This window comes from Xanthomonas sp. WHRI 1810A, from assembly GCF_040202885.1.
In the GTDB taxonomy this organism is placed as follows: Bacteria; Pseudomonadota; Gammaproteobacteria; order Pseudomonadales; family Pseudomonadaceae; genus Aquipseudomonas.
Genome location: NZ_JBEGED010000004.1, coordinates 280839 through 293840, shown reverse-complemented (window position 1 = coordinate 293840; position 13002 = coordinate 280839). Strand labels below are relative to the sequence as shown.

The 13002-nt window shown below is 62.7% G+C and carries 12 protein-coding genes and 1 pseudogene; 9 read left to right on the top strand and 4 right to left on the bottom strand.

Translation table 11 applies throughout. The annotated features are described in order from the left end of the window. Positions 1-69: 69 nt before the first annotated feature. The 5 genes and pseudogenes from ABQX22_RS09170 to ABQX22_RS09150 all read left to right on the top strand — a co-directional run bounded on the left by ABQX22_RS09170 (position 70) and on the right by ABQX22_RS09150 (position 3512). Positions 70-579: a sigma-70 family RNA polymerase sigma factor gene (locus ABQX22_RS09170; RefSeq protein WP_349798661.1), complete on the top strand. Its 510-nt coding sequence runs from the start codon at positions 70-72 to the stop codon at positions 577-579. Between the two features lie 61 nt (positions 580-640). Continuing rightward, on the top strand, positions 641-1654 hold the full coding sequence (locus ABQX22_RS09165) for an ABC transporter substrate-binding protein (RefSeq protein WP_349798659.1): 1014 nt from the start codon (positions 641-643) through the stop codon (positions 1652-1654). Positions 1655-1761: 107 nt separating this feature from the next. Beyond that, positions 1762-2406 (top strand): annotated as a pseudogene (locus tag ABQX22_RS09160) (GNAT family N-acetyltransferase). Between the two features lie 107 nt (positions 2407-2513). Further along, positions 2514-3017, top strand: a complete 504-nt coding sequence (locus ABQX22_RS09155; RefSeq protein ID WP_349798658.1) for a hypothetical protein — start codon at positions 2514-2516, stop codon at positions 3015-3017. Positions 3018-3074: 57 nt separating this feature from the next. Then, positions 3075-3512, top strand: a complete 438-nt coding sequence (locus tag ABQX22_RS09150; protein ID WP_349798656.1) for a nucleoside deaminase — start codon at positions 3075-3077, stop codon at positions 3510-3512. 153 nt (positions 3513-3665) lie between these two features. On the opposite strand, the gene ABQX22_RS09145 is transcribed toward ABQX22_RS09150, so the two are convergent. Next, positions 3666-4262 carry a LysE family translocator gene (locus ABQX22_RS09145; RefSeq protein ID WP_349798654.1) on the bottom strand — a complete coding sequence of 199 codons (597 nt, stop codon included), beginning with the start codon at positions 4260-4262 and terminating at the stop codon, positions 3666-3668. A gap of 54 nt (positions 4263-4316) precedes the next feature. Next, complete coding sequence (locus ABQX22_RS09140; protein WP_349798652.1) at positions 4317-5153, bottom strand: AraC family transcriptional regulator; 837 nt, start codon at positions 5151-5153, stop codon at positions 4317-4319. A 224-nt stretch (positions 5154-5377) separates the two neighbouring features. On the opposite strand from ABQX22_RS09140, the gene ABQX22_RS09135 reads away from it, so the two are divergent. Then, positions 5378-6562, top strand: a complete 1185-nt coding sequence (locus tag ABQX22_RS09135; protein ID WP_349798650.1) for a GAF domain-containing sensor histidine kinase — start codon at positions 5378-5380, stop codon at positions 6560-6562. A 15-nt stretch (positions 6563-6577) separates the two neighbouring features. Here ABQX22_RS09135 and ABQX22_RS09130 read toward each other — a convergent pair whose 3' ends face one another. Then, positions 6578-7678 (bottom strand): DNA alkylation repair protein, encoded by a 1101-nt coding sequence (locus ABQX22_RS09130; protein ID WP_349798648.1) that lies wholly within the window; start codon positions 7676-7678, stop codon positions 6578-6580. A 184-nt stretch (positions 7679-7862) separates the two neighbouring features. Here ABQX22_RS09130 and ABQX22_RS09125 point away from each other — a divergent pair, with 184 nt between their 5' ends. After that, complete coding sequence (locus tag ABQX22_RS09125) at positions 7863-8237, top strand: hypothetical protein (protein WP_349798646.1); 375 nt, start codon at positions 7863-7865, stop codon at positions 8235-8237. A gap of 44 nt (positions 8238-8281) precedes the next feature. Further along, complete coding sequence (locus tag ABQX22_RS09120; RefSeq protein WP_349798644.1) at positions 8282-9448, top strand: PQQ-dependent sugar dehydrogenase; 1167 nt, start codon at positions 8282-8284, stop codon at positions 9446-9448. 102 nt (positions 9449-9550) lie between these two features. On the opposite strand, the gene ABQX22_RS09115 is transcribed toward ABQX22_RS09120, so the two are convergent. Beyond that, positions 9551-10189, bottom strand: a complete 639-nt coding sequence (locus ABQX22_RS09115) for a LysE family translocator (RefSeq protein WP_349798642.1) — start codon at positions 10187-10189, stop codon at positions 9551-9553. A 290-nt stretch (positions 10190-10479) separates the two neighbouring features. Here ABQX22_RS09115 and ABQX22_RS09110 point away from each other — a divergent pair, with 290 nt between their 5' ends. Then, positions 10480-12651 (top strand): TonB-dependent siderophore receptor, encoded by a 2172-nt coding sequence (locus tag ABQX22_RS09110; RefSeq protein WP_349798640.1) that lies wholly within the window; start codon positions 10480-10482, stop codon positions 12649-12651. Positions 12652-13002: the final 351 nt, after the last annotated feature.

Genomic DNA, 13002 nt, shown 5'->3' with positions numbered 1-13002 from the left:
AACAGCCTTGCTACGATGACGCCACCGGTACCCCGGCGAGAACAAGAAACCATCGTTCAAGGACGCCTTATGCCTGCCGTCGACCCCACTCACCGCGAACTCGTCAGCCGTCTGTTCGCCAGCCATTACACCTGGCTGTGTGAGCGCTTGCGTCGGCATCTGGATTCTGCGGCCTGCGCCGAAGACATCGCCGCCGAGACCTTCACCCAATTGCTCGTCTCGCCCAACGTAGTGCCCATCCGCGAGCCCCGCGCGTTGCTCACCACCATCGCGCAGCGTTTGCTGTATCAGCGCTGGCGTCGCCGTGACCTGGAACGCAGTTATTTCGATGAACTGAGCGTCATCGACGACAGTCACAACCCGTCGCCTGAGTATTTGGCCCAGGCGATTGAAACCCTGAGCCGCATCGACCGCCGGCTGAACCGCTTGCCGGCCAAGGTCAAGGCGACGTTTCTGCTGTCCCGTGACAACGGCCTGACCTACCCGCAAATCGCCCGCGAACTGGGTATTTCCCAGCGCTCGGTCAGCGTTTACATGGGGCAGGCGCAGACCTGCTGTCAGCGCGCGTGCCTGGAATGACGCGATGGCTGTGCTACAAACAAGTGAGCCTTCTCACCTCATGAACCCACGAGAGACGACCATGACATCGATCAAAAAACTGCTGGGTGGTTCGCTGCTGGCGTTGGCAGTCCTAGCGCATTCGGCGCACGGCGCGGACAAGACCACGCCCATCCTGTTCGGCGACATCACGTGGGAAAGCGGCAGCCTGATCACTGAGATCCTGCGCACCATCGTCGAGAAGGGCTACGGCTACCCCACCGACACATTGCCCGGCAGTACCGTCAGCCTAGAGGCGGCGCTGGCGAAAAACGACATTCAAGTCATTGGCGAAGAATGGGCCGGCCGCAGCCCGGCGTGGGTCAAGGCGGAATCGGAAGGCAAAGTGTTTGGCCTGGGCAACATCGTCAAAGGCGCGACCGAGGGCTGGTACGTGCCGGAGTTCGTGATCAAGGGCGACGCGGCGCGCAATATCAAACCGTTGGCGCCTGATCTGAAATCGGTGGCCGACCTGCCCAAATACAAGGACGTGTTCAAGGACCCGGAATCGCCGGGCCAGGGACGCTTCCTCAACAGCCCGTCCGGCTGGACCTCGGAGATCGTCAACACCCAGAAGCTCAAGGCGTACAAGCTGACCGACAGCTATGTGAACTTCCGCACCGGTTCCGGCGCGGCACTGGATGCCGAGGTGAGTTCGTCCATTCGTCGCGGGCAGCCGGTGTTGTTCTACTACTGGTCACCGACGCCGCTGCTGGGGCGCTTCAAGCTGATCAAGCTGGAAGAGCCGCCGTTCAGTGAAACCGCCTGGAAAACCCTGTCCGACGCCAGCAACCCGAACCCCATCGGCAGCGCCTCGCTGGCCGCGCACCTGGCCATCGGGGTGTCCGAACCGTTCCACAAGCAGTATCCGGAACTGGTGACGTTCTTCGAGAAGGTCGATCTGCCGATTGATCAGTTGAACAAGACCCTGGGCGACATGAGCGAGAAACGCCAGGAGCCGGATGCAGTGGCCAAGAGCTTCCTGAAAGACCACCCGGAAATCTGGAGCGCCTGGGTGCCGGCCGACGTAGCGAAGAAAGTGTCGGCGGGTTTGTAAATCAGGTTTGGACGAACACCACTCTGTAGGAGCGAACTGGTGCGCGAAGCGGTGTAGCTGACCCACCGCGCCGGGCTTTTCGCCAACCAGTTGGCTCCTACAGGGGGATGCGTCATTCCCTCCCTTCCATTCCCCGCTGGCAACCCCGCGCCCTGTACGCCATCATCACGGCTGTCAATTCGACTGACGCCGAGGCGACCCTTATGAGCATTCACCATTCCGCGCTGCGCACCGAGCGCCTGATCCTGCGCGAACTCACCGGCGACGACACCCCTGACCTGGCTCGCATTCTCGGGGACGCCGAAGTCATGCGCCATTCGGTACGCGGGGTCATGTCCGCGCAGTCCACCGGCGAATTTATCGAATGGTGCCGACAGTCCTACCGCGAGCACGGCTAAGGCCCGATGGCCGTCGTGGACAAATCCACATCAACCTTGGCCGGCTTCTGCGGTCTGAATGCTGAGCGCGTGGACGGCGCCGACGAGGTCGAGATCGGCTATCGACTGGGCACGGCGTGGTGGGGCCGGGGGATGGGCACCGAAGCGGCACGCGCCACACTGAACCACGCGTTCGGCCGACTGGGCATCGACTCGCTGATCGCCATCGTCGAGCCCACCAACGGGGCGTCGGTCAAAGTCATTCAGAAACTCGGGTTCAAGGGCTTCATTCACAGCCAGTACCATCGACGGGGCGTCAGGATCTACCGGATGACCGAGCAGCAGTGGTCCGCCGCACGCAGTCAGCCGAACTGATTTCGTCACGCACACCGTTCGATCACATGGCAAAACAGGTGTCGCCTGCTAGTTTCAGCGAACAGCCAGTGAATTAACCCACGATAAAAAATGGCCGGGGAGAGGACATGGGGTATTGCAGAACCGCTGCATCGAAGGTGCTGAGCGCGACGTTGAGCGCGTTGTTCTGCCTGATGCTGAACGCGCCGCTTCACGCGCAGGCCGAAGAGACAGCGCCTGATCCTGCCCTGATCTTCGTGCAGGACCACCACTTGGGGGAAAGCCTGGGCTGGCTCGGTTATCAGGTCGCTTCGCGCACGGTGACCTTCGCCACCATCGTCGAAACCGTGGGCCGCACCGAGGCGCAGACGCTGGTGCAGGACGAATTGAAGAGCCTGCAGCCGCAGTATCAAGTGGAATGGGACCGCAACCTTGCGGCAGCTTACGCTCAATCGTTCACGCCCGATGAACTGCAGCAGCTCAACGTCGGCGAGCCTGCCGAGCCGTTGGCCAATAAATTCCGCAACAAGCAACGCGACGTCGGGATGGACATGAAGGGCCGGTCAAGCGAGCTGCTCAAGGTCTACGTGTCGACGGCGCTGGACAGTGCACTGAAAAAAGCCAAGCCTTGACGGCGCCACACCACCCAGCGGCGGCGACACTCAATTTGTGAAGACGAGGGAAAGACCATGGATCCATTCATGCAAGCGGCCATCGACGAGGCGCAAAAGGGATTGGCCGAGGGCGGCATTCCGATTGGCTCGGTGATCGTCCACGATGGCAGGATCATCGGCCGTGGCCACAACCGCCGGGTCCAGGAAGGCAGTGCGATCAAGCACGGCGAAATGGACGCGCTGGAAAATGCCGGACGCCAGCCGGCCAGGGTCTACAAGGACGCGACGCTCTACACCACCCTGTCGCCGTGTGCGATGTGCAGCGGCGCGATCCTGCTGTACGGCATTCGCAAAATCATCGTCGGCGAAAACCAGACCTTCATGGGCGAAGAAGATCATTTGCGCTCACGGGGCGTGCAAGTGGACGTGCTGCACGACGCCACCTGCGTCGCGCTGATGACCCGGTTCATTGCCGACAAGCCTGAATTGTGGAATGAGGATATTGGTGAGTGACACCTGAATTCTGTAGGAGCGAATTTATTCGCGAAGGCTGTTCAGTGGATAGAGATGCATGGGCACACCGACGTCTCGCGAATAAATGCGCTCCTACAGGGTGTTTCGCACTTCTTGCCCCTTGCATGCTGTCCACAATCACTTCACCGGCCGTCACACAACCAACGTCAACCACGCCGACGCCAGCAACAGCAACGCCATGACCTGATTGAAGCGCTGCATGCCCTGCGCCGAGCGCACGAATCGAGCGGCGTAGGTCCCCAGGCACGCCCAGAGGGTCAGGCAGGGGATGGCGATCAGGAAGAACGCCAGCGACAGCCACATCACCCGCACCATCCGATCCCCGTCGGTGCCGGCAAACACGCTGACCACCGCCACGGCCATCATCCACGTCTTGGGGTTGACCACCTGCAAGGCAGCGGCGCCCCACATGCCCAGGCGTCGCTGCGCAGCGTTCGTGTCGAGCGCCTGGGCGGGCGCGCTGAATATCTGCCACGCCATCCACGTCAGCCAGGCGATGCCGATCCACGACATCGCCTTCTGAACCTGCGCGTGACGGGCCAGCACGTCACCCAACCCGGTGCCCACCAGCAACACCAGCAACGCAGCGGCAGCACAGGCGCCCAGGACGATGGGCAGCGTGGTGAGCAGGCCATGCCGCGAACTGTTGGTCAGCACCAGAATGTTGGTGGGGCCGGGGGTGATGGACGCGACGAACGCAAACAGCATGAAGGGCAGTAACTGATCCATGGGACGACTCGGCAAATGATTGATCGGGTATCGATCTTCGCCGCCGTACGGGTCTCAGTCTGGAAGGTTTGAGCAGCGTCTGCGGTAGTCGGCCGGGGTCATGCGGTACGCGCGTTGAAACCAGCGGCCCAGGTGGCTCTGATCGGCAAAACCCAGCGCGGCCGCCACCGCCACCGGCCGCTCGCCCCGGGCCAGCAACCGCCGGGCATTGGCCAGCCGCAGCTGGATCAGGTACGCGTGGGGCGCCAGGCCGAAGGCTGCCTTGAACGCCCGGGTCAGGCGGAAGCGATCCACCCCGGCTTCCCGGGCCAGATCGTCCAGGCCGATGTCTTGGGTCATGTGGCTGTGCAGGTAGTCCCGCGCCCGTTGCGCAACCAACGGCAGGCGCGGGTCGGGGGTGAACTGCGTGCGCCAGTGCAAATGGCGGGTCAGGCTGGACAACAGCGTGTCCAGCGCGGTCTGTCGGACGATGCGGATCTCATCGTTGTGCAGCGCTTCGAATGCATGGACGGTAGCGCTGACCAGGCGGGGGTCGTTGGTCAGGGTGGTGGCAATGCTCAGCTGGCTGGCGCTGGGCATGTGTTCAAACAGGCCGCGCAGTTCGAGGTCCAGCCATTTAGGGTCCAGGTAGAGCGTGCGGTACGTGAAGCCGTCCGCCTGCGGTGCATCGCCATCGTGAATCTCCCCCGGTTCCAGCAAGAACACATGGCCGGGCGTGCTCAGGTGCTTGTGCCGACGGCAGTTGAATTGCTGCACGCCTTGTTCGGTCACCCCCACCAGATAGCTGTCGTGCCAGTGCGGGTCATAGGCATGGCCCTCAAAATGCGCGCGCATGGTCTCGATGCCGGAGAGGGCATCCTGCTTGAGATCGATCCAGTTGCGGTGCGGCATGGCTCCTCACTTGCGCGTGCGCTCTACACAAAGTTGTACCAAACAGCGCATAACCTGTTCGTTTGAATGCCAGCCTGACCCTCGCGAGCCGTTCAAGTCTGGAAGATTCGTGCAACGGCCGATAATCGCGTGGATAGGCCTATTTTATGCACACCCTCGGGGGCATCGCCGCTAGAATGCGCGCTGTTTATTTGCGTGCCCACTCCGTTTCAATGAGGTCGACCATGAGGCAATCCAAGGCCGCCGATCTGGCCACTGTCAGCCGCATCAGTGCCGTTCCGGCGATCCTGCAGGTCGTCAGCGAATTCACCGGCATGGGTTTCGCGGCCGTGGCTCGGGTGACCGACGACACCTGGACGGCCTGCGCCGTGCTCGACAAGCTCGGTTTCGGCCTCAAAGCGGGCGGCGAGCTGGACCTCAAAACGACGCTCTGCAATGAAATCCAAGGCTCGCATCAGCCGATCGTGATCGATCACGTCGCCGAGGACCCGTTGTATTGCCTGCATCACACACCTTTGCTTTATCAATTCCAGAGCTACATTTCCTACCCGGTGTTCCGCGCCGACGGCAGCTTCTTCGGCACCCTGTGCGCCCTGGACCCCAAACCCGCCAAACTCAAAGGCACGGCCATCGAAGCCATGATGGTCTCGTTCGCGCGCCTGTTATCGATTCAGATCGAATACGAAGAAAGCCAGCAGCGAATCGTGGCTGACCTTGCCGCCGAGCGCGAAGTGTCGGAGCTGCGCGAGCAATTCATCGCGGTGCTGGGCCACGATTTGCGCAACCCGCTGTTCGCGATCAACGCCGGTGCTGAAATTCTGCTGCGTCAGCCGCTGGATAACCGCAGCCAGACCGTGGCCCGGCACATCCTGACGTCGGGGCAGCGGGCGGCGCGGCTGGTGGACGACGTGCTGGACTTTGCCCGTGGCCGGCTGGGCAACGGCATCGCGCTGAGCCTGGATCGCTGTTCCCATCTTGATACGTCGTTGCGGCACGTGGTGGCGGAGATTCAGAGCGTTCACCCCGAGCGCGTCATCGAATCCGACATCGCGCCGTTGCCGGACTTCCACTGCGATCCCGGTCGCATGGGGCAGCTGCTCTCCAACCTGGTGGCCAACGCCATTACCCACGGCAGCCACGACACGCCGGTACACGTCCGCGGCGCTGTCGAGCACGACACCTTCGTTCTGCAGGTGATCAATCAGGGCGCCCCCATCCCGCCGGACGTGCAGGCGCAGTTGTTTCAGCCGTACGCGCGTCGCGCCACCGATGCGCCCCAGGCCGGGCTCGGGCTGGGGCTGTACATCGCCAGTCAGATCGCCATTGCCCATGGCGGTCGACTGGACGTGACCTCGACCCGGGAAACCGGCACGGTGTTCACGTTCTGCATGCCGCTGCAAACGGCGTAAACCGCTGACCGGGGCTCACTCGGCCAGATCAAACCCGCAGCGTCCCAGGCATTGCCCGTTAATCAACACGTCTACTTCATGCCGTCCCGCGTAATGCACGCGGGTGGTGAAGTTGCGGATCTGCTGCTCACGGGCGAGGGTCACCGATGCGCCAGGGCCCAGGTCCAGCGTCTTGAGCTTGAACACCTTGGCCGACGTGCCACCCGACTTCTTCACGTAGTGAATGGCGTAGTCAATGATCAGCCGTTGCGCGGTGCTGGCGGTCGAGGTCAGGGTGAATGACAGGCTGATCCGATCGCCGAGGCGGATCGCGTCGGGCGTGACCCCCAATCCGTCGATGTGCACCTGGGCCTGCGCCCCGGCGCCCATGATCGTCAACGCCCGGGCGTCGCCCTTTTTGATCAGCGAACGCAGCGCATGTCGGGCGATCCACGCGGTGTGCGGGTTGTCCAGCGGCCACGCCTCGATCTGATCCAGCACCCAGTCAAGGTTGTCCTTGGTGATGTCGTTCAGGTGATTGGCCACGGATTTGCGCACGTACAGGCTGGCGTCGGCCTTGAGGTTGTCGAGGATGTCCAGCACCGGCGAGGGATCGGCCACCAGTTTTTCCAGGCGAAACGACCACGGCAGGCGAGGGCGAGAGCCTTCGCTGGCCAGCCGCCGAACGTGGGGGTCATCGTCCAGCGACCATTCGTGCATCAACGCCAGCGCCTGATCCAGGTCGTTGCGCAGGTAGTGGCGCACGGCAAATTCCGAGGAGCCGAACGGGGTGAAAAACTTCAGCGCCTGCATCGAGCGCTGGAAATCATGCTGCCCGTAAAGCGCCACGTACTCGGGCAGGATCAGGGTGACGAAGCCGCTGTTCAGGCGCGGGGCCAGTTGAAAAAGGATGTCCAGCGCGGCGGGGTAGTCCTCCGGCAAACCGGCGTGCAGGCATTGACTGACGCGGTTCAGGCGCTGCATCAACGACAGTCCGTCCAGATCTTTCGACGCGCAAGCCGTAAAAGCGTCACGGTCGAACGCCGGGTACACCTGCCCCGTTTGCTCAGCGATGTGGCGCAAACGCTCGCGGTTGAAGATTTCCTTCAGGGCGGGGGACTGCGAAGCGTCGGACATGGGGAGGGGGTTCCGGGGAAGTTGGGCAGGCGGCAGGGTACACCTTCAAAGATCAAAAGCGCCGGACCAGCCTTGTTACAAAGTGAAAGATCCTACAGTTGCTCATCCGCTAGCCCTACGCGAACCTAGCTGCCATATCGCTATCAAACAGCCGAATCGTTTACCGAATCACCTGAGGTAATACATGAATCGTGTTTTGCGAAGCCTTGCCACCCTTGCCCTCGGCAGTCTGCTGAGCCTCGGCACCGCGTATGCCGCCGACCAACCTGCTCACCCCATTCCCGGACAGGCGCCTGTGCTGCTCGCAGGTGCTACCTATCCCAATGGCACCACCCGCAACACCGTGCCTGACAACGGCGCGATCCGCCGCGCCAACCCCAACAGCCGCCAAGGCACCCAGTCCATCAGCCCGCCCGTTCGAGGCCCGGCCACCGGCGCCACGCCGCGGACCCCGACCCTGGAAAACGGCGGCATCCGCAACGGTTACCCGACCCGACAGCAAGTCCCGGCGCCCACTACCATCAACCCACGCGGCAGGCAACCCAACACCGTTCGTTGATCGCCTTGCGTCACAACAGTCTTTCACCCGATAAGGAATCGCCTATGTTGCGCCAAACGACGTTCAGCAAAACCCTGATCGCCACTTTCTGCGCCGGCCTGCTGCTGGGCCTGCCGCTGGGGGCTTCGGCCGCCACCACCACGTACAAATCCGAAGAAGGCACGCTGACCGTCGACGAAATCGCCACGGGCCTGCAACACCCGTGGGCGTTGGCGTTTCTGCCGGACCACAAGGGCATGTTGGTGACCGAGCGGCCGGGCAACCTGCGCATCGTGTCGCCGGACGGCAAATTGTCGCCGCCGCTGAGCGGTGTGCCAAAGGTCTGGGCCCAGGGCCAGGGCGGACTGCTGGACGTGGTGCTGTCCCCCGACTTCAAGAAAGACCGGATGGTCTACCTGACCTACGCCGAAGACAGCGGCGACGGCAAGACCGGCGGGACGGCGGCGGGGCGTGGGCGGCTGTCCGACGACATGACCCGGCTGGAAGGCTTCACGCGGATTTTCCAGCAACAGCCCAAGCTGTCCGTGGGCAATCACTTTGGCTCGCGCATGGTGTTCGACCGGGACGGCTACCTGTTCATCGCCCTGGGTGAGAACAACAATCGCCCGACCGCCCAGGACCTGGACAAGCTGCAGGGCAAGGTTGTGCGCCTCTATCCGGACGGCACCATCCCCAAGGACAACCCCTTCGTGGGGCAGAAAAACGTCCGCCCGGAAATCTGGAGCTTCGGCCATCGCAATCAGCAGGGTGCGGCGCTCAACCCCTGGACCGGTACGCTGTGGACCAACGAACACGGGCCCTTGGGCGGTGACGAGATCAACATCATCGAGCGCGCCGGCAACTACGGCTGGCCGATTGCGACCTTTGGCCTGAACTACTCCGGTCAGCCTATTCCCGAAGCCAAGGGCAAAGTGGTCGAGGGCATGAAGACGCCTTTCCACGTATGGGAAAAGTCACCGGCCATCAGCGGCATGGCGTTCTACGATTCCAGCACCTTCAAGCAGTGGGATCACAACCTGTTCATTGGCGCGCTGTCGTCCCAGGACCTGATTCGTCTTGAACTCAAGGACGACAAAGTGGTGCACGAAGAACGCCTGCTCGGCGACCTCAAATCCCGCATCCGCGACGTGCGCCAGGGGCCGGACGGCTACCTGTACGTGCTGACCGACGAGGACGACGGCAAGGTCTTGAAAGTCGGGTTGGCGCAGTAATCCCATTTCTGTAGGAGCCAACTTGTTGGCGAATGATTGACGCGGTGTATCAGGTCTGCCGCTTCGCGAACACGTTCGCTCCTACAGGAATGTTGCCGGGGATCAGGGTCGACGCGGCAACAAACCCGGCACCGCGTGCACCAGCGCATTGATCGCGAAACCAATGAACATCACCCCACAGATGCGGGTGATGGTCAGTTCGTGACGTTGATACAGGGTGCGCACGTGGCGGGCGCCGACCACGCTGACGATGATCGCGTAAGCGCAGATGCCGCCCGCGGTGCTGACCAGAATCAACAGCGGCAGCATTGACCAGTTGAGCAATTCGGCGCGGCTGGACAGCAGCGCGGTGAACGTCGCGACCGCCACCGGATAGGCTTTCGGGTTGGTCAGGCCGAACATGATGCCGTGCCAGAACGGGTTGCGCGCCGAGACGTTCTCATCGTCGCCGTTGCTGCGTTTGGCGGTGATGGCGCGAAAGCCCAGCCAGAATAGAAACAACCCGCTCATCACTCCCAGAATATTGAACGTGGTGCTGCCGAAGACTTTGGCGCCGATGATCGCGGCCAGCGCCACGCTGCACCAGATCACGTCGCCCAGCAGGTGCCCGCAGAGAAACAACGCCCCGGCCCGACGCCCGCGTGAGGCGCCGATCCCGAACACCGCCAGCACCCCCGGCCCCGGTGAAATCCCGTAGATAAAGCCCGAAGCGAGCACGGCCATGAACAGCGAAAGGGTCATCGGGACTTCCTTGTGAGGGTCAGCGGGGGCCAACGAGTGGGCCAAACGTGGAAGGCAGTGTGCCGAGGTTGTAAAAAACCGGCAACAAACGTAAAAGATCCGCCGCGCCCGTTGGCTGTTGGCCCCCATTGAATTCGGCCAAATGCACATCCCGTGGGAGCGGACCTGTCCGCGAATGCAGTGGATCGGGCGCTGAAGGTGTGTCGGGTGTACCGGCCTCTTCGCGGACAGGTCCGCTCCCACGAAATCATGGATATCCCCGGTTTTCGAGCACCTCAGGAGTTTTTTTAATGCCCACGCCTTGCCCTGCCACCGGCTTCACCCGCCGCCTGTTGCCGTTGAGCATCGCGCTCGCCTCGCCGTGGCTGGCCGCGCAGGAATCGGAGCCGTTGACGCTGGACGCGGTCAGGGTCACGGGCGAGCAGACCTCGGCCTATCAGGTGAACAGCGCGTCAGTAGGCGGTTTTGGTGAGGCGCCCTTGCTCGACACCCCGGCCTCGATCAGCGTGTTCAGCAGCGAAATGCTCAAGAACCAGCAATCGAAACTGCTCAGCGATGTGCTGAAAAACGACGCCTCGGTGAGCGACAGCTACGCGCCGGTGGGTTACTACGAAAACTTCGTGGTGCGCGGCTTCTCGCTCAACGCCGCCAGCAGCTACCGCATCAACGGCCGGACCATCACCGGCGAGCAGAACGTCGCCCTGGAAAACAAAGAGCAGGTCGAGTTGCTCAAGGGCTTGTCCGGCCTGCAAAGCGGCGTCTCCGAGCCTGGCGGCCTGATCAACTACAAGACCAAACGCCCGGAAGACGTGCGTTCGGTCACGGTCTCGACCAACGAGCACGGCGAGCGCTACCTGGCCACCGACGTCGGCGGCTGGTTCGGCAGCGAGAAGCAGTTCGGCGTGCGGGTCAACCTGGCCCACGAGGACATCCGCTCCTACGTCGAGCACGCCGACGGCCAGCGGGATTTTGCCTCCGTCGCGTTCGACTGGAACATCAACGATCAATCCACGCTGCAATTGGACGTGGAGTACCAGAACAAAGAACAGCGCTCGGTCCCCGGCTATCAATTGCTCGACGGCACCGAGCTGCCCCACGACGCTTCGCCGCGCAAGCTGTTGGGCTACCAGCCCTGGTCGAACCCGGTGGGTATCGAGTCGCTGAACCTGAACGGCCGCTACGAATACCGCCTCAACGATGACTGGAAAGCCAGCCTCAGCGCCTCCCGCAGCCGGGTGGTGATCGATGACTACAGCGCCTTCGCCTACGGTTGCTATTACCAGGCCGCCAACTGCTCGGCGGAACCGGTCACCGGGCATTTCGGCTCGGACGGCAATTACGACATCTACGACTTCCGCAGCCCGGACGACACCAAGCGCAACGATGAAGTCGAAGCGGCCATGAGCGGCACGTTCAACACCGGCTGGCTCACGCATGAGCTGACGTACGGCACCAGCGCGTTCCGGCGCACGGTGGACACGCGGCCGTATTTCAGCGAGTACGTCGGCTCCGGCAACATTGACCAGCCGACCGAAACCTTCGCGCCGTCCGACCTGCCGGTGGGCCACACCGAACGTCGACTCGACAGCCGCCAGTACGGGCTGTTCGCCACCGATCGCATCAGCCTTAACGAGCACTGGCAGACGGTCATCGGCGGGCGTCAGGTGCGGCTCGATGAAAAGGCCTACAACGAAGACGGCAGCGACAACCGCCACACCCAGCGCTCGATCTTCCTGCCGCAAGCGGCGTTGATCTACAAGCCGGTGGACAATGTCTCGCTGTACACCAGTTACAGCAAAGGCCTGTCCCTGGGCGGCACGGCGTCGGTGTTCGACACCAACATCGGTGAAATCCTGGCGCCGACGATCTCCCGACAACTGGAGGCCGGGGTCAAGTACGACTGGCAGCGCATGAGTTTCGCCGCCGCGCTGTTCCAGACCCGGCAGGCGTATCAGTATTCCAGACCCAACGACGACGGCACGCTGACGTATGTTCAGCAGGGCCAGCAGAAGAACACCGGGATCGAACTGAGCGCCAACGGTTGGCTGACTTCGCAGTTGCAGATATCCGCCAGCGCTGCCGCTATTCGCGCGCGGGTCGAGGACAGCGGCACGGACGCTTACGAAGGTCATCAACCGATCAACGTGCCAAAGTTTCGCGCCAGCCTGTACGCCGACTACAGCCTGCCGATCCCGGGCCTGGCGTTGCTGGGCGGCATGCAATACAGCGCCAGCAAATACGCCAACCGCGAAGGCACGGTGAAAGTGGACGACTACGCCGTGTTCAACGCCGGCAGCCGTTACAGCACGCGGTTTGACGGGTACGACACGGTGTTCCGCTTCACCGTCGACAACCTGTTCGACAAACGTTACTGGCGCGATGCCGGTGAATACCTGGGCGACGACTACCTGTTCCTCGGCGCACCCCGCACCGCGCGGCTGACTGCGACGGTGAGTTTCTAGCCGCCGACGCGGCCCGGCTTCTGCCCTGAAACATGGGTGTATGACCGCGCATGCCCGGCAGGCTGGTGTGACCCTGCTTCTGCCCGGAGGGCGTGGGAGTCCGGCTTGCCGACGATGGGGTGCGCAGCAGCCCTAAAACCTGCCACCGCGGTTCGCCAGATACACCTCAGCCGCAAGGTTTGATGACTGCTGCGCAGCCAATCGCGAGCAAGCTGCGCTCCCACGGCCTCCGGCCAGAATCAAAGGCAACGCGCGCGTACGATCTCCGGCCAGCATCAAAGGCCAACTTGCGCAACTGTCTGCTTCTGCCCGGAGGGCGTGGGAGTCCGGCTTGCCGACGATGGGGTGCGC

What these genes read in the sequence shown, in the direction of transcription:
- ABQX22_RS09165 (WP_349798659.1), top strand. Translation starts at nt 641, where the DNA reads ATGACATCGATCAAAAAACTGCTGGGTGGTTCGCTGCTGGCGTTGGCA.
- ABQX22_RS09130 (WP_349798648.1), bottom strand. Translation starts at nt 7,678, where the DNA reads ATGTCCGACGCTTCGCAGTCCCCCGCCCTGAAGGAAATCTTCAACCGC.
- ABQX22_RS09110 (WP_349798640.1), top strand. Translation starts at nt 10,480, where the DNA reads ATGCCCACGCCTTGCCCTGCCACCGGCTTCACCCGCCGCCTGTTGCCG.
- ABQX22_RS09135 (WP_349798650.1), top strand. Translation starts at nt 5,378, where the DNA reads ATGAGGCAATCCAAGGCCGCCGATCTGGCCACTGTCAGCCGCATCAGT.
- ABQX22_RS09145 (WP_349798654.1), bottom strand. Translation starts at nt 4,262, where the DNA reads ATGGATCAGTTACTGCCCTTCATGCTGTTTGCGTTCGTCGCGTCCATC.
- ABQX22_RS09170 (WP_349798661.1), top strand. Translation starts at nt 70, where the DNA reads ATGCCTGCCGTCGACCCCACTCACCGCGAACTCGTCAGCCGTCTGTTC.
- ABQX22_RS09150 (WP_349798656.1), top strand. Translation starts at nt 3,075, where the DNA reads ATGGATCCATTCATGCAAGCGGCCATCGACGAGGCGCAAAAGGGATTG.
- ABQX22_RS09115 (WP_349798642.1), bottom strand. Translation starts at nt 10,189, where the DNA reads ATGACCCTTTCGCTGTTCATGGCCGTGCTCGCTTCGGGCTTTATCTAC.
- ABQX22_RS09155 (WP_349798658.1), top strand. Translation starts at nt 2,514, where the DNA reads ATGGGGTATTGCAGAACCGCTGCATCGAAGGTGCTGAGCGCGACGTTG.
- ABQX22_RS09125 (WP_349798646.1), top strand. Translation starts at nt 7,863, where the DNA reads ATGAATCGTGTTTTGCGAAGCCTTGCCACCCTTGCCCTCGGCAGTCTG.
- ABQX22_RS09140 (WP_349798652.1), bottom strand. Translation starts at nt 5,153, where the DNA reads ATGCCGCACCGCAACTGGATCGATCTCAAGCAGGATGCCCTCTCCGGC.
- ABQX22_RS09120 (WP_349798644.1), top strand. Translation starts at nt 8,282, where the DNA reads ATGTTGCGCCAAACGACGTTCAGCAAAACCCTGATCGCCACTTTCTGC.